The organism is Arthrobacter sp. NPDC093128 (assembly GCF_040683875.1).
Lineage (GTDB): Bacteria > Actinomycetota > Actinomycetes > Actinomycetales > Micrococcaceae > Arthrobacter.
Window position 1 is genome coordinate 1 of sequence record NZ_JBFBEY010000012.1, and the last position, 15730, is coordinate 15730.

Sequence of the window (15730 nt, forward strand, 5' to 3'; positions counted from 1 at the left end):
TAGGCGCCCTTGTAGAAGTACTGCCACGCGTCCTCGATGCGGCGTGCGTCGCGGCCGATCAGCAGCGGGCAGAGGTGCTCGGAAAGGTAGGACGCAACCGCCAGTTCGCGGCCGTTGAGGGTGGCGTCGCCGATGCCGGTTATCCCGTCCTCGGTTTCGATTACGAGGGTGACGTAGTTCCGTCCTGGCGACGAAACCACTACCCGTGCGTCGGTGATCTTCACTGGCTGGTCCTTCAGGTGAGTGGGAAATGTATTCAAGTACGTCGCAGCAGGTGTCGTTTTGAGCCGCCAAAACGACACCTGCTGCTACTCAGTTGGGCTGAGCCGGAGCATCACTTTGCTGCTGCCGGAGGCAGGGTCGCCGAAGACCCTCATTGCTTCGGCTGCCTGGTCGATCCCGAACGTGTGCGTGATGACCGGGGAAACGTCCAGGCCTGCTGCCATGGCGCGGAGGGCGTCGCTGATCTCGTCCACAAAACGGTAGGAACCGATCCAGGTGATTTCCCGCGTGACCAGATCGCCGAGCGCCGCAGGGCTCGGAGCTCCCGGCAGGTTTCCGACCTGGATCAGGGTGCCGCCGCGTGCGGTGGCGCGCAGGACGCCGCCCAACACCGCGGGGATGCCGGAAGCCTCGAACACGAGCTCCATATCCTCAGGCAAGCTGCCGCCGCCGGAGACGTTCCGGACTTCGTCCGCGCCCATGGCTTTGGCGATCGCAAGCGCCGCGTCGTTGATGTCGGCGGCGATGACGGTCCGGGCCCCGGCGTACTTGGCCGCTGCCACCACCAGGGAGCCGATGGGTCCTGCACCGTTGACCAGGACGTCCCGCCCTCTGACGTCGCCGGCTCGGCTGACCGCGTGCATGGCGACCGCGAGCGGTTCGGCCAGCGCACCATGGAGCGTGCTGACGCCGTCGGGCAGCGGCCGGACCTGGGAGGCCCTGGCGAGCTTGCGCTCGCTGAAGCCGCCGTCTGTGTGGGGATCGAAGGCCGCCGAGCCAAAGTACCGGATCTCCGGGTAGAGGTTGGTCCGGCCCTTGAGCCGCTCAGGCATGATGCCGTTCCCTACGAGTTCGGCGGGATGGACAGTGACCGGCTGGCCGACGTCGAGGTTTTCGACGCCGGTGCCGAGCTGGGCGATCCGGCCGGCCACCTCGTGGCCAAGGATGAGCGGCGACTTCAGTGCCGCCGTCCCGGAGGCACCGTGGCGCCAGTATGAAAGGTCAGATCCGCAGATGCCGCCCCATTCGACGTCAAGCACTACTTCCCCGGGGCCGGCTATCGGCTCCGGCCGTTCGTCGATGCGGAGATCATTCGAGCCATGGACTACGACGGCTTTCATACTGCGTCTTCCAGGCGGACCATGTCGCGGCCACGGACCTCGGGACCGACGAAAGCCGAGATCAGGGTGATCAGCGAGTAGGCGATGAGCATCGCGGCCAGCGGCCACCAGTGACCGGTGATCGCAGTGAGGGTGGCGGCCAGCAGCGGACCGATCGCGGTGGCGAGGATGCCGCCGATTTCCTTGGCCAGCGCGAGCTGGGTGAAGCGGGTGCGGGCCCCGAAGAACTCAGCCATGGTGACGCTCTCCATGGCGAAGAGGCTCAGCACGCCCAGGTTGAGTCCGATGACCATGGCGACCGTGATGAGGACGGTGTTTCCGCTGGTGACCATCAGCATCATGGGGATGGCGAACAGCGCGGTGAGCGAGCTCAGGACCAGATAGAGGGGCCGCCGGCCGAAGCGGTCACCGAGCAGACCCATGACGGGGATGGTCAGGAAGCCGAGGATGGAGCCGTACATAATGGCGCTTGTGCCGACGCTCTTGTCCACCAGCAGGACGGTGGCGAGGTAGCCGACGAGGAAGGTCTGGACCAGCCCGGAGTTGCCGGCCTGCCCGAAGCGCAGGCCGAGGGCGATGAGGAAAGCCTTGCCCTTGCGCTGGTGCAGTGCGGCTTCAATGGTGCTGGTCTTTACAAGTTCTTCTGCCGCGGCAATTTCCCGCCTGGACAGTGCCACACCGTCCACAACGTCGGCGCGCTCCTCGAAGACGGGGCTTTCCTTGAGTGAACGGCGGACCCAGACCGCGAAAATCATCAGAACGAAGCTAAGCAGGAACGGAATGCGCCAGCCCCAGCTGAGGAGCTGGTCCTCGGGCAGCGTGGAGACGAGGATTGCCCAGATGGCCGAGGCGGCGAGCGTGCCGGAGTTGGTGCCGAGGCATACGAGGGAGGAAATGAGGCCGCGGCGGCGGGCGGGAGCGAACTCAGCCAGCATCACGGTGGCGCCTGCGATTTCGGCGCCGGCGCCGAAGCCCTGCAGCAGGCGCAGGGCGACCAGGAAGATGGGAGCCCAGATACCGATCATCGCGTAGGTGGGAAGGACACCAATGAGCGTTGTCGACGCACCCATGAGCGCGATGGTGATGAAGAGGACCTTCTTGCGGCCGATCCTGTCGCCCATCCGGCCGAAGTAGACGGCGCCGGCGAGGCGGGCTACGTAGCCCACGCCGTAGGTTGCCATTGCGGCTATCAGGCCGATCATGGGGCTGACGTCGGGGAAGAAGATCTTGTTGAAAACGATAGCTGCAGCCAGCGAGTACAGCTGGAAGTCCATGAATTCCATGGCCGTTCCAAGCCAACCGGAAACGGCCACTTTGGCCAGTTCCCGGGTGGGCTTTAGTTCCGGCTTGGTGGTGGGTGGCGCGATTTGCTCACTCATCTGATGCTCCTTTGCAGGCGATGAAAACGAACGGGAGAGAGGGGAAGGAACTGGCCTGATGATCCGCAGTTGTGATCGGCAGCCCCTCGTGAACTACTACCATACAAGCACTACCATTCTAGTGTGTCAAGAGTAATAGACTGGAGCCATGGCAACCGAAAAAAGCGGCAAGGGACAGGCACCGCGACTGTCCGTGCGTGACCAGACCTTGGAAACACTGCGGCGTCGCATTATTTCCCTGCAGCTCCCCCCGGGTGAACCGCTCTCGGAGAACGAGCTCGCGCAGGAACTGGGCGTCAGCCGCACCCCCGTGCGCGAGAGCCTCATCCTGCTCAGGGAAGAGGGACTCGTCCAGGTCTACCCGCAGATTGGTTCCTTCGTCTCGCTCGTGGACCTGGGGCGGGTCTCAGAAGCGCAGTTCGTTCGCGAGGCCATCGAATGTGCGTCCCTGCGCGACCTCGCTGTCGACAGTGCAGGCATCGCTGGACTTCGCGTGATACTCCACGGCCAAACGGAAGCTGATGCCGCCAGCGACGTTGAGGAGTTCTTCCGGCTGGACGAGGATTTCCACCGCGAGCTCCTGCGGCTTGCGGGTCATGAATCCGCCTGGGCTGCCGTCAACTCCGCCAAAGCGCACCTCGACCGCGCACGGCGCCTGAGCCTGCTGGACGCGAGGCCTATCGCAACGCTGATCCAGCAACACACCGCAGTGGTGGACGCCCTTGAAGCCAACAACCTGACGGACGCCGACAGTTCCCTCCGCCTGCACCTGCGAGGCGTTTTTGAGGATGTGCAACGGATCCAGCAGGCCACTCCGCAGCTCTTTTCCGACGGGGCAATCCTGCGGCCCACCCGCCGAAGCGTCGCCCGCCTGACCTGATCAGCACCCCGTACTGCAGGCCTGGTCAGCCGAGGCTTCGGCTACTCTTCCTCAATGTCCGCTCATCGCCCGGCAGCCGCCGTCCAGTATGGCCCCTCCCGCGGAAATAGTGGCGGTGCCGTCCTGACTGATGAAGCCGGTGAGGCATCGAGCAGCGCACGGGTCTGCGCGCTGATCGTACGCCGTTCGCGGTAGCGTTCGTTCTCCCTCATTGCGGCGTCAGGGTCATAGGCGGCACCCGGTGGCCCCTGGAGTCAAGGAACAGTAGCTTTACTCCATCGATTCTACAAAACATGTCCTGGTCAGATGGCGCGACCTCGCTCGGCCTGACGCCGATTGCGCACTCCCGCAGCCGGGTGCTAGCGTCTTAACGATCGTGATCTATCGGCAGGAGGTGAGTCCCATGAACGCAGTATCCGCAATGGATGCTCCCCTGCAGTCCACGATCGCGCGACTGAGCTAGTCGCCACCGGGAGCGCCTCACCAGGCAATTCGCGAAAGGCGACTCCCATGAACACAACACCTTCTTCACCTCTGCATTCCATTTCGACGCCGGCCTCCGACCCGCCGGGGTCCGGCCAGGATCAGCCGGAGGTCGACGCCCCAGAGCCGGCGCGCGCCGCGGGCGAGCGGCGTTGGTCCTCGGTGGCGGCGGATCGACAGGCAACGCGTGGCTGATCGGCGTCATCGCCGGACTCTTCGATGCCGGATTGGACGTGACCACAGCCGACCTGACCATCGGCACGTCAGCCGGCTCGACAGCCGCGGCCCAGATAAGTGGCGCCACCCCGACTGAGCTGCTTGCCGCCATCCTTGCCGCTGTGCCTCAGCAACGAACCGGTCCGGTCGGATCCGACCGCGGACCCGTTCCGATCAGGCCGGTGACGGACCACCTGGAGAGGATAACCAAAATCATCGCCTCCGCCGAGGATGCGGCTGACATGCGCCGCAGAATGGGCGCGGCGGCACTCGACATGGATGCGGCGTCGGACGGCTCCTGGCAAACACAGTGGCGCGCCACCGTCGCCTCGCGGCTGCCCAGTCAGCGCTGGCCGCAACGAACAGTGCTCATCACGGCGGTCAATGCCCAAACCGGTGAACCGGTTGTGTTCGACCGCCACAGCGGAATCGACCTTGCGGACGCCGTTGCCGCCAGCTGTGCCAGTGGCCTTCCCTACAGGATCGGGGACAGCCGGTACATCGACGGCGGTTACCGGTCCAACGCCGAGAATGCCGATCTGGCAGCCGGATACGGGCGGGTGCTGGTGCTGTCACCCTTCGGCGGCAGATCACTGGCACCGGTGGACTGGGGCACGCATCTCGCGGCGCAGGTCGACGAGCTACGCGCACGCGGCAGCAGAGTCGAGACGATCTTCCCGGACAGCAGCTCCGAGCACATGTTCGGCGTCAATGCGATGGATCTGTCGCTGCGTCCGCCCGCGGCCCGGGCCGGTTACGGGCAAGGCAGAGCCCTTGCCGGGCAGCTCACGGAGTTCTGGCGCTGACGCCCACAAATCCAGTCGACCCTATAGGCAACCGGCCTATGCTCCGGGGGGCAACCCCGCCAACTACACCGCCAGTTCGCTTCTCTGGACCGGCGGGTTCAGGACCCGACTAGGCCCTCGATCACGAAGAGATTCTAATTCCTCAGCCGAAATTCACTACTGCGTTTCTCGAATTAGGCAATATCGATACCGGATTTGTTTTTCGCAATAAGTGATAACCTGTCGGGCATGGCAAAACGAGTAATAACCACGCTTGAGGATGATCTTGACGGTTCTGAAGCGATTGAAACAATCAATTTCTCTATCGACGGCACGGAATATGAGATTGATCTCAATGATGCCCACGCTACCGAACTGCGCGGGGCAATGAACAAGTACACTTCCGTCGCGCGCAAGACAACCGGACGCGCCCGGCCGGCACGGAAACCCGGCGCCGTGATCGGCGGCAGCGACACCAAGGCTGTCCGGGCCTGGGCTATCGAAAACGGCATCGCCATCAGCAGTCGGGGCCGCGTGCAGGCTGACGTAATGGCGCGCTACGAAGCAGCCCACTAGGGAACACCTGCAACAACTCGCTCCTCGATAAGAACTTAACAAAAGAATCAGGACCGAAGGCTAGTTTGCCTCGGTCCTGGTTCCTTTAAATCGAACTCTTCATCCATGATCTGAGACGGGGATCTGACGGCGGCGGATCGCCCGGCTGGGATATCTATTCTTCCGGTGGATTTCCCGGAAAAGATCGCTTTGACTGACAAAAATGGAGAAATTGGCCGCCTGCAGCCGGTCAGGTGATGGAGCGCCGTCCCGCGGGTTCAAGGCCGCACCCCTCAATTGGCGAAGCTCCGGTCAAATAGCGGTTGACCGAAGCTTCGATCCATTATGCCCGGTTGGACCTTGGGGTTGCTGGGAATACTGCTTAAGTCCCGGCGCACCCCGCCCCTATGCAGACCCCGTGTTATGCCGGGGTGGCCGGCCCAATATGAAGTGTTTCCTGATAGTTCTCGTCGTATCTTTCTTCACGCGCTTCGTCGTATGGGAATCCCCCAGGAAGGCCTCCCTCAGCTAGGCCACGAATGACCAAATGCCGCAGCGTTGGCTGGTTATCAGCGACAGCCGGGATGGCGGCTGTTGCCGTATTCGCCCCTTTTGTATTTGCCATCTGGTCCATCCCGGCAGCGCTGGCCGCAGCAAGGAGAACAACCGCCAGGGCTGCAAGTGCACGAACCACGGTCTTTGTCCAAAGCCTCATAACCCGATCATGATGCCGCACCTTGAGAACAGATCCATAAACCCCTGTGAAGCGACTATGGAAGGGCGGTGCCTAACGAACGTCGCTACAAATCCTTCCGACAGAGTCGGCATCCGTTTGACCGTGCTTTCCTACTAGGCTGAATCCCACACATGATGGACAGGAAGCTGAGGTGGCCGAAATGACGCAGACCGGGACGGCGCTGACGGAGGTGATGGCCGAGCTGACCGCGCTCGAGGACCCGAAGACGCGCGGGGTGAACGAGAAGCACGGTGACGATCACGGTGTGAACCTCGGCGAACTGCGCGAGCTCGCAAAGCGGCTGAAGACGCGGCAGGAACTCGCGCGCCAGCTCTGGGACACGGACGACACCGCTGCGAGACTGCTTGCGATGTTGATCTGCCGCCCGAAGGCGTTCGAGCGCGACGAGTTGGACGCCATGTTGCGCGCGGCGCGCACGCCCAAGGTGCACGACTGGCTCGTGAACTACGTGGTGAAAAAGAACCCGCACGAGGAAGAGCTGCGCCTGGCCTGGTCCGCCGATCCGGATCCAGTGGTCGCGAGTGCCGGCTGGGCGCTGACCACCGAACGCGTGGCGAAGAACCCCACGGGCCTCGACCTCGCAGGACTGCTCGACGTCATCGAGGCGGAGATGAAGGATGCCCCTGATCGGCTGCAGTGGGCGATGAACCACTGTCTGGCCCAGATCGGGATCGAACATCACGAGCACCGCGCCCGCGCAATCGACGTCGGTGAGCGCTTAGAGGTGCTCAAGGACTACCCGACTCCCCCGAACTGCACGTCGCCGTTCGCGCCCATCTGGATCAACGAGATGGTGCGCCGACAGAACCTAAAGTAGGAAGGTCCGGGCTCACTTCCACATCATGTCACCTCACGGCAGCGTGAACATGTACGGACAGCAGTAGGGTGTGGTTGAAAAACCTGGTGTGACCATGCTTTTGCGGACGTTCAGAAGACGGAGCACCGGCCAACACAGTCGGCTGGCCGGTGCTCGCGTTTTGGTTGTTCGGGGGCTAGGCAGGCTTGGCGAATGTGGCCGCACTCATGATTTCGTAGCCCACGAACGCCTCGTCGCCTTCCACCCAGGCATCATGGCCGGCGGGAATTGCATAGGCGTCGCCGGCACGGAGCGTGGTACGCGTTCCGTCTTCCATCTCCACTGTTAACGTTCCGCCGGTGCAGAACCCCAGATGGTTGTTCTGGCAGCTGTCGGTGTGAACCACGGTCTTGACGGTCTCGGACCACCGCCAGCCGGGCTCAAATGTGAACCGGCCCAGGGTGGTATCTCCGACGGTGACCACGTCAACCTCAGTCTTCGGCGGTCGGCGCTTTTCGTCGGGTTCATTGAATGACTTCGACTCAAGGGTCTTGACAGTCACTGCGGGCATTTTTGCCCTCCTCAAAGTGGAGCGATTACAACTGTTCATCCGGAGGCTGGATCAGATTTTCCGGGAAGGAGTTCGGCAGGGACTGCCTGGTGTCCGTTCAGCGCCTGCCGGGGCGCGCCTAGCGCTATCAGCGTGCTCGCGGCGGTAGGCCATGTCAAGATGCCAGGTTCTGCGCCACCACCGCCAGCGTACGGGCGAGTTCCTCGGTCGGGCTGAATTCCACCAGCTCCGTCCCGGGATCAAGCTCATCAGTATGGCCGGGTGCGGTGTAGTACGCCTCGCCGGCTTGGACGATCTCGTCTCCCGCCGGGGTGTGCATTATGAGCCGGCCCCGTACAACGTATCCCCAGTGGTGGCTTTGGCACAGATCATCCGGCAGGCCTTTGTAGAACGGTGTGAAGTCGCCTCCCTCTTCGAACTTTTCGAAGGCGATTGTGTAGCCATCAGACTCCCTGTAGCGGCCCTCGTAGCCGGTCATGCGCTTCACGCGCGCGGTTTCGTCATTGCTCGATAGCTTTGCCATCGTCCCATTCCTTCCTTGTCTTGGGGCGGGGTTACGCCGAACTGCGGTTTCCGCCGCCGCGATGAGCCGCGATGTCCTACGGACACTCCAAGCATGCGATGCCGTCGCAACAAAAGGATGGGGAGTATCCCCCATTTATGGTCCTATTCCATGAGGGCACGGCGAAGGGCGAATGCGGCCGCCTCACCACGGCTGCGCAGATGCAGCTTGGCAAGGATGCTGCTCACGTGATGCTCGGCCGTTTTGGCGCTGATAGAAAGGCGGTCCGCGATTTCGGCGTTCGTCATGGCTTCGGCGAGCAGCGCGAGGACTTCGCGTTCCCGTCGCGACAACAGGCCGAGCGCCTTCGGTCCCGTACGGGCCGGGCCGCCCAGGGCCCGGAGGAGCGCCGCGGCTTTGTCGGCCAATCCGCCGGCGCCGGCGTCGTCGAACGCTGCCAAGGCCACTCCGGCCTCGTGCACGGCAACCTCACGGTCCGAATCACGCACGGCTTCGGCCAGCGCGAGCCGTGCCCGCGCTGCCTCAAGCGGCATGTTGAGCTCGCCGAAAATCGCGATTGCCGCGTTCAGGCGTTCCTGTGCCGATGCCAGGTTGCCGACGGCGGCCGCAACGCGACCGCCTGCCAGATGCGACGATGCAATGGCGCGGGGCCAGCGTGTCGCGGCGGCAACCTCGTCCAAGCGCCCTGCCGTTGCCAGGGCCTGGTCGGGGACGCCTTGTGCCAGTTCGGCCTCGGCGGGCAGCGCGAGCAGCGGAACGGCGAGCAGTCCCTCGCCGACCTGGTGGATCCGGCGGTGCAGCAGTGCCGCTGCCACGGATGTGTCACCAGCGGCGAGCCGGACTGCCGCCGTCGCCCGCAACGCGTCTGGGCGGTCTTCGAACCCCGCGAGAAGCCGGCCGGCCTCCTCCACGTGGCCCTGGAGTAGCCGCAGTTCCGCCAGCTTGGCCGCCGGGTGCACACATCGGCCACCGTGTCCGCCCTGTTCCAGCTCGCCGAGGGTCCTGCTGAGCCAGCCCTCGGCACCAGCAACGTCGCCGGAAGCGAGAAGGATCTCTGCACAGCACGTGCCACAGAATTCCAGTAGTGCCGGATGCCCCGTACGCTGCATGAAATGCAGAAAGACGTTGTTCCACTGGCCCAGCTGGAGGTGTCGCAGGCCTCTTCGCTCGCACGCGTGACCATGCAGCAGACGTCCCCGAAAACTACGTCGTCGCGAACCTCGCCGGCAGTTACCACCACCATTGCCTCATCGACCATCGCCATCCCCTCCGGTACGTCGCCCGCAGCGATTGTGCCGAGGCCCAGAAGCGCCAGGGCCGTCGCCTCAAGATCCGGATCGTCGCAGCGGCGCGCGAATTCCAGCGCGGTCCGGGCGTCGTCCCGCGTCATTGCCGGGTCAGCGCGCAGCAGCCCGCGCGTCCTCCCCCAGCCGGCGAAAACCGGTGTAGGCCGCTGTGCGCTGGGCAATCGCCTGGTCCACGTCCCGAAGCCACCACATGGCCTTTGCCAGGCCATCGTGGGCGGCCGGATGGTCATGGATTGCCAGTACGGAGTCGAACGCACCCGCCGCCCCACTGCCGCCTCAGTTGTTCTTACGCAATTGCATCTGTTCCTCAAGGTGGTGAACCCACGCGGCACGACCAAACCTCCCAGGGGTGGCGTGCGGGATCCCATCGCTATTCCGGAGCGGGTGTCGCCCCTATTCAGTGGTCTTGCCCATGTTGGACTTCGTCAGCCTGGCTTCTTCGCCCCGGAGGGCCTCCTCTTCGATGGAAAGTGCGGTTGGCGGCGTGAAGGTCATGTTGAGTTTTTCGTCATGATTCTGGGGTATTTAACGCTTGGGCGCGGCGGCCGATGCGGTTCTGTGCGACAAGGCTGATCAGTGCGAGGACGATGGTCGCGCCTCCATATCCGACAACGGTCGGCATGAGACCCAGCGGGGCGGCAAGCTGGCCAGCGATGATGACCGGCAGGCCGAAGGCGATGTAGGCGACAACGTAGAATGCGGAGACGATTCCCGCTCTCTGTTGGGGGCCGGCCAGCGGCATGATCAGGCGCAGTGATCCGGAAAAGGCTGCGCCGAAGCCGACGCCCCCGACTACAAGGCCTGCGAGCATAAGCCCAAGGCTTCCGGCGAGCACGGCCGTCACGATGCCGATGGTTCCGGCGATGGCGGCGTAGATACCAAGAGTCATTCCGTGCCGCGGGTCAAGCCGTGCGAAGGCGACAGCAACGACAGCAGCAGTTGCCGGCGCAATGAATCCAGTGAGGCCGTTGACCAGGCCGCTGTTCAGGTGGAAGACGTGACGTACGATTGTCGGCGCAAGTCCGAGGGAAAGACCCGCAAGCATCCAGATTGCGGCTATCACGGGGGCGGCAGCGGCGAATTCCTTCCTGACAGCCGCCGGTACGGAAGCCCGCGGGATCAGGGAAAGTAGCGCTCCGGGGGTGCGTGTCACACTCTCGGGAGAGAACGCGACGACGACGATTCCCAGGATGGTCACGATCGTGAGCACGGCAAAAATGATCGTGTTCGCCCCGGGCGCGAACTGGATGGCGAACCCCGCAAGCAGTGCGCCGACGGCGAGCCCCGCAGTCATGCCGACGCTGCCAAGAATGCTGCCCAATTTCTTCCGGTTCGGCGGGGCGAGTTCGGCAAGGGCGGCCGTAAATGCGCTGGTTGCAGCACCGGTGGCAAGGCCCTGCACAACGCGAGCGGCGATCACCCACCCGATGTCGGTCGCTACCAGGAACATCAAGGTCGACACGAGCTGAACGAGGAGTGCTCCGATCAGCACGGGACGCCGACCGACATGATCGGAGAGTGAACCGACAGTCAGCATGGCCGCAAGAAAGCCGATCGCGTAGACGGCGAACGCCAGGGTCAGGACCGCCGCGGGAAAATGCCACTGCTCCTGATAGAAAGCGAGCAGCGGCGTCGGTGCACCGGCCCCCACGTACAGGCTGATGAAGGTGACCGCGCTGCCAGCAAACGCCAACCCGCGGGGAAGCCTGGCGCGACTGCGGGCGGGGGGAATGTATGGGTCGAGGGTTGACTGTGTTGATGACATGAAAGGTTCCTGTTCAGCCGGTCACAGGCATGCCGGCCAGTTTGTTGATTTGTATGTTGTGGTCCGGAGCCCCAGGGACAGCACCGCGTGGTTGATTAGTCGTGTCCTCGGTCGATCCAGTCGCCGTTTGCGACAATCTCCAGATCATCAATCCCGAGCTCAGCGTCGGACTCGGGAAGGGGGCCGATAATCACCGGCATGCTGGTCCCGCGCTTCACGAGATGCAGCGGTCCACCATTTTCGGGCTGCAAATAATGGTTGCCCCACTGCATAAGAGCGAACACGGCCGGCATAAGATCTGCGCCCATCGGAGTCAACACATATTCGTAGCGTGTCCGCTTGCCCTCTTCCCGGTACGGCCGCTTTTCGAAGAGACCAATGTCCGTGAGCTGCTTTAGCCGGGCCGCAACTATTGCGTCGGTCCCCCTCGTGCGTTTCACGAAGTCGTCGAATCGGGTGGTGCCGTACAGCGCTTCACGCAGGATAAGCATCGAGGACCGGGTACCGATTACTTCCATGGCCATGGCGATAGAGCAGTTCTCCACCCGCCACAGGGACCGATCCTCCAGAACGCCATTGAGTTTGATCGGTTTGATCGACACGGCCGCCCTCCTGACTTCTAAAGTTAGTAGTCAGAACATTGGAAGCCCTGGCTACCAAAATGTCAAGCTAGGCCATTCGGGGATCGGTGCTTAGGGGTCACCGCCATGACGAGTAGGGAATGCCATGTCAGCTCGGCGGCGGCGCCGTTGCCGCAGGTCCCGTTCACCGACCCCGAGATCGGGTCGGTGGGGATCACCGCCGCAGCCGCGCGTCGGAGCGGCATTGACGCGAGGATTGTCGCGACTACGAAATTGGGCACGTCGCCGGCGCCTGTGCGGGGCCTGCGGTTACACGGGCACTGCCAGGCTGCGCTGACCCCCTCAGCGCAGCCGTCCACGGAGTTGCCTACCGGCGCGAGGCTTGCCGCACCGTTCGCCTAGTGCCTAGTGCCCAGTGCCTAGTGCCTAGTGGGCTACAGGTTCGCGTCCGCGTAGACGCGCAGGGCATCCCGGACGAAACCGGCCCCGGATTCGCCGCCATAGTTTGCGCTGAAACGCGGATCGGCGACGTACATTTCGCCCAGGCCGATCACGTAACCCTTCACGTCACCGCCCGGCGCTGCTGCCGGCGTCCCTGGGATCCCCCGGAGCCATTCGACCTGCCGCCGCGCAAGGTCCTGGGCCTCCGCGCTGTCTGCCGCGATGCCGGCGCCGGCGGCGGCGATCCAGTCGCTGCCGAGCTGTTGCGAGCGGTGCTTCCAGGCCGCCTTTTCCGCAGCGTCCATTCCACGCCACCAGGCGTCGCTGCTGGCGTAAGCATCCTTGCCCCAGCGTTGCTCCACTTCGTCCTTGTACTGGGTATGGTCAAAGCCGTCGAACATGTTCTCTGCCATGAGTTCTCCACCTTCTTTCACTGCCTCGATGGTGCGCCGGACCGACGCGATCTGTCGGTTCAGCCTGTCCTGTTCCTGCCGAAGCCACTTCAAATGGCCGCCCAAGGCCTTGCCGGCGTCCGACTCGTTGCCAAGCACTTCGGCGATCACCGGCAGACCAAGTCCCAGCTCGCGCAGGAGCAGGATCCGCTGAAGCTGGACCAGTGCCTCCTGGTCGTAGTGCCGGTAGCCGTTATGGGCAATCCGGCTCGGCTTCAGCAGGCCGATGTCGTCATAGTGCCGCAGCGTCCGGCTTGTGGTGCCGGCGATCCTTGCTATCTGTTGGATCGACCAGTCCATCCGTTCCTCCTCCCCGTTCCTCCGGCCTGATAAGCCGACTCTAAAGGTTTACGCAACGGGAAGGTCAAGGGCCCGACGGCGGGGTTCCAGGACGGTTATGCGATCTGGAGGGGCAGGCGCCGTCTGAGTTGGCACAGCCTGGAAGGCGGGGCTGGCGCGCGAACGTGGCCAGTCAGAAGGTCTCGGATTGACTCAAGACGTACTGCTGCCCGGCGGACCGCTGAGCACGGTGGGGACGTACTCCAGCAACTGGAGCCGACCGTCGAAAGTCCTGCTATCTACCATCTCCAGCTTGACATCCGGATAGCCGTCGTAGATCCGCTCTCGCCCGGTACGGCCCGTGATCACCGGGAAGACGACCACCCGGAACCTGTCCACGAGACCGGCGGCCAGCAGCGACCGGCAGAGGCTGAGGCTGCCCAGGGTGCTCAAGGGCCCGGTCCCGGTCCGTTTCATCTCCGTCACGGCCTCCACCGCGTCACCGGCGACCAGCTTCGAATTCGGCCACGTCAAGGGCGCCTGCAGGGTGGAGGAGAAGACGACCTTGGGGACGGCGGCAAGACCGGTCAGGCTGGCCCCCTCGTCATCGGAGAATCCCGAGCCTCCGGCCGCGGCCTCCTCGGACATGGCGGACATCAGCCGATACGTATTCGCCCCGAAAAGGAAGGTGTAGCCCTTCTCCCCCTCCTGCCCGAGCCAAGCCAGGTATTCCGGCCCCTCCAGACCCCACCAGCCGGGCCATCCCTCGGCCGAGGCATACCCGTCCAAGGAGATAATCAGGTCGACCATCAGGTCCGATGATGACGCCGCTGCAGTTGTCTCGCTCATGGCCGTCTCCTCGATTAATCGACGTCAGTGTCCGCTGGGCCCTCAAGGAGTACCGTTTCCCGGCCGGGTCGGGCCAAGCCACCCCCGAGCCATTGGCCGGCACCACGCCGTTCAGGTGCGCGGCCGACGCCCGTGCCGGCAATGCTATCCCTGGAGCGGTCAGACGTTCAAGGGGCCGCGTTGGCCAGCCGTCAGCGAACTACGGAGCCTCATCCGGCGAAGCCGCGGCATGCCTTCCATGCGGCGCTTCCCTGATAACGGGCAATGTTGCGGTGTCGAAGAACTGGTAGTCGTCCGCGACGGGGACGCGGATCGTTCCGGCGGCTTCCGCTTTCTCGCGGATGAAATCGTGGTCAGCCCGTGAGAGTACAACCTGCCCGTGCGGGTCACTCGCAAGGTCGCCGTGTGCTTCCTTCTTGATTTTGGCCGACATGGCGCTGGGCACGACGAGGCATCCCGGATTCTCCAGAAGCCATGTCCGTGTCTCTGTGTCGAGTCGGTCCCACTCGTCCCTGAGGCTCACGTCCGCGTGTACCGCCTTCCTGTTTCGGCTATTCCTAACCGTGAATTCCGTCCAGATTACGCCTGACGTGCCGCGGATGATAGGACCGGGGGCTCCCATGCCACAGCCCGCGCCAATCGAGCCGATGGCGGCTGAAAAGGAGAGCAAACGCAACCACCCGCTACCGCCGGGCGGTGGAGTTTCGGACGATGAGGCGCGGCGTACTGCTTTCATCGACTGTGGGGGCGTCCGGGAAGGCCAGACGGTTGAGGGCAGCAGCGCCGGCGCCCCGGCCTAGTTCTCGCGCCTGCAGGTCCACAGAGGTCAGGTCGATGCCGTGGAGTTGGGAGATCCTGGAATTGTCGTAGCCAACGATGGAGAGATCCTCGGGTACGGAGAGGCCCGCGGCGTAGGCTGCCTCGCGGACGCCGAGCGCCATTTCGTCATTATGCGCAAATACCGCCGTGGGGCGGTCCTGTCTCTTGAGCAAAACGGCTGCTGCCCGCTCCGCCGCCTGCTGTGTGTAGCTGTCTGCGCTGACAACCTCGGGAGCAAATCCGGCATTGTGCATGGTGGCTGCATATGAGCGGCGTCGTTCCTCGTGTCCGTCGTACGCCGTCGCCGTCAGGTGGGCAACCCGTGCATGCCCGAGACTGATCAGGTGATCCGTCGCCGCCGCTGCGCCCGCCCAGTCATCCGAATAAACGCTGTCAACGCCGGCAACCCGCCGGGCGACATTAACCACAGGAACCGACGCTGCCAGCTCCCGCACCCGGGCATCGGTGTCGAGGAAAGTCGCGGCGATGATGATGCCCACACGAGCCTCGATGAGGGAATTGGCGGGTTCCCGATCTATCCCGCCGGTGGAGTGTGAAACGCTAAGGATGAGCCGGTTCCGGCCTTCACCGACTGCCTCCCGCACACCTTGGAATATGTCCGTATAGACCTCGTTTCGGAGGTCGAGGAGGAAGAGCCCGATGGCCGACGCGCGCTTGCTGGCGAGGTCGGCGGCTACTGCATTGTGCCTATACCCAAGTTGTGTGGCGGCCTCAAGGATTGTCTGCCTCATTTCGGCACTGACACCAGGGGCGCCACGGAACGCGAACGAAACGAGCGTTCGGGAAACACCCACCGCCCGGGCAACATCCTCCTGCGTCACCGGCCGGGAGCGGCCCGGAGAGGTTGCGTGATTCACCTTTCCATCCTTGCATGAACACAAAGTTTGGAAAATTTGACAGTTTGACCTTACATTTGGGTCTTTCGCGC

17 protein-coding genes and 1 pseudogene are annotated in these 15730 nt (G+C 63.7%); 5 read left to right on the forward strand and 13 right to left on the reverse strand.

Going from position 1 to position 15730, the window contains the following annotated elements; all coding sequences use genetic code 11:
• The 3 genes and pseudogenes from AB0N24_RS15025 to AB0N24_RS15035 form a co-directional block, all read right to left on the reverse strand.
• Positions 1-224: pseudogene (locus AB0N24_RS15025) on the reverse strand (bifunctional D-altronate/D-mannonate dehydratase); the annotation flags it as partial.
• Between the two features lie 84 nt (positions 225-308).
• On the reverse strand, positions 309-1343 hold the full coding sequence (locus tag AB0N24_RS15030) for an L-idonate 5-dehydrogenase (protein ID WP_364125710.1): 1035 nt from the start codon (positions 1341-1343) through the stop codon (positions 309-311).
• Positions 1340-2722, reverse strand: coding sequence for an MFS transporter (locus AB0N24_RS15035; protein WP_364125713.1), 1383 nt, complete (start codon positions 2720-2722; stop codon positions 1340-1342). The genes AB0N24_RS15030 and AB0N24_RS15035 overlap by 4 nt, the downstream gene beginning before the upstream one ends.
• Positions 2723-2870: 148 nt before the next feature.
• Between AB0N24_RS15035 and AB0N24_RS15040 the strand changes: the two genes are divergently transcribed.
• From AB0N24_RS15040 to AB0N24_RS15050, 3 genes are all read left to right on the forward strand, one after another.
• Entirely contained in the window at positions 2871-3602 is a 732-nt protein-coding gene (locus AB0N24_RS15040) for a GntR family transcriptional regulator (protein ID WP_364125716.1), read from the forward strand.
• 635 nt (positions 3603-4237) lie between these two features.
• Entirely contained in the window at positions 4238-5107 is an 870-nt protein-coding gene (locus tag AB0N24_RS15045) for a patatin-like phospholipase family protein (protein WP_364125719.1), read from the forward strand.
• A 228-nt stretch (positions 5108-5335) separates the two neighbouring features.
• A complete protein-coding gene (locus AB0N24_RS15050) occupies positions 5336-5662 on the forward strand; it encodes an Lsr2 family protein (protein WP_364125722.1) in 327 nt (108 codons plus the stop codon).
• Positions 5663-6062: 400 nt separating this feature from the next.
• On the opposite strand, the gene AB0N24_RS15055 is transcribed toward AB0N24_RS15050, so the two are convergent.
• Entirely contained in the window at positions 6063-6356 is a 294-nt protein-coding gene (locus AB0N24_RS15055) for a hypothetical protein (RefSeq protein WP_364125725.1), read from the reverse strand.
• A gap of 181 nt (positions 6357-6537) precedes the next feature.
• Between AB0N24_RS15055 and AB0N24_RS15060 the strand changes: the two genes are divergently transcribed.
• Positions 6538-7215 carry a DNA alkylation repair protein gene (locus tag AB0N24_RS15060; protein WP_364126122.1) on the forward strand — a complete coding sequence of 226 codons (678 nt, stop codon included), beginning with the start codon at positions 6538-6540 and terminating at the stop codon, positions 7213-7215.
• Between the two features lie 175 nt (positions 7216-7390).
• Here AB0N24_RS15060 and AB0N24_RS15065 read toward each other — a convergent pair whose 3' ends face one another.
• The 5 genes from AB0N24_RS15065 to AB0N24_RS15085 all read right to left on the reverse strand — a co-directional run bounded on the left by AB0N24_RS15065 (position 7391) and on the right by AB0N24_RS15085 (position 11962).
• Complete coding sequence (locus AB0N24_RS15065; protein ID WP_364125728.1) at positions 7391-7765, reverse strand: cupin domain-containing protein; 375 nt, start codon at positions 7763-7765, stop codon at positions 7391-7393.
• Between the two features lie 154 nt (positions 7766-7919).
• Entirely contained in the window at positions 7920-8288 is a 369-nt protein-coding gene (locus AB0N24_RS15070) for a hypothetical protein (RefSeq protein WP_364125731.1), read from the reverse strand.
• A gap of 143 nt (positions 8289-8431) precedes the next feature.
• Positions 8432-9397 (reverse strand): helix-turn-helix transcriptional regulator, encoded by a 966-nt coding sequence (locus AB0N24_RS15075; protein ID WP_364125733.1) that lies wholly within the window; start codon positions 9395-9397, stop codon positions 8432-8434.
• Positions 9398-10103: 706 nt separating this feature from the next.
• Entirely contained in the window at positions 10104-11360 is a 1257-nt protein-coding gene (locus AB0N24_RS15080) for an MFS transporter (RefSeq protein ID WP_364125736.1), read from the reverse strand.
• Between the two features lie 95 nt (positions 11361-11455).
• Positions 11456-11962, reverse strand: coding sequence for a helix-turn-helix domain-containing protein (locus tag AB0N24_RS15085; RefSeq protein WP_364125738.1), 507 nt, complete (start codon positions 11960-11962; stop codon positions 11456-11458).
• 105 nt (positions 11963-12067) lie between these two features.
• Between AB0N24_RS15085 and AB0N24_RS15090 the strand changes: the two genes are divergently transcribed.
• Positions 12068-12343, forward strand: coding sequence for a hypothetical protein (locus AB0N24_RS15090; RefSeq protein WP_364125740.1), 276 nt, complete (start codon positions 12068-12070; stop codon positions 12341-12343).
• A 32-nt stretch (positions 12344-12375) separates the two neighbouring features.
• On the opposite strand, the gene AB0N24_RS15095 is transcribed toward AB0N24_RS15090, so the two are convergent.
• From AB0N24_RS15095 to AB0N24_RS15110, 4 genes are all read right to left on the reverse strand, one after another.
• Positions 12376-13134 (reverse strand): MerR family transcriptional regulator, encoded by a 759-nt coding sequence (locus AB0N24_RS15095; protein WP_364125742.1) that lies wholly within the window; start codon positions 13132-13134, stop codon positions 12376-12378.
• Between the two features lie 192 nt (positions 13135-13326).
• Positions 13327-13962 (reverse strand): dihydrofolate reductase family protein, encoded by a 636-nt coding sequence (locus AB0N24_RS15100; RefSeq protein ID WP_364125744.1) that lies wholly within the window; start codon positions 13960-13962, stop codon positions 13327-13329.
• 199 nt (positions 13963-14161) lie between these two features.
• Positions 14162-14485, reverse strand: a complete 324-nt coding sequence (locus AB0N24_RS15105; protein WP_364125746.1) for a hypothetical protein — start codon at positions 14483-14485, stop codon at positions 14162-14164.
• Positions 14486-14645: 160 nt separating this feature from the next.
• Positions 14646-15659, reverse strand: a complete 1014-nt coding sequence (locus AB0N24_RS15110; RefSeq protein ID WP_364125748.1) for a LacI family DNA-binding transcriptional regulator — start codon at positions 15657-15659, stop codon at positions 14646-14648.
• Positions 15660-15730: the final 71 nt, after the last annotated feature.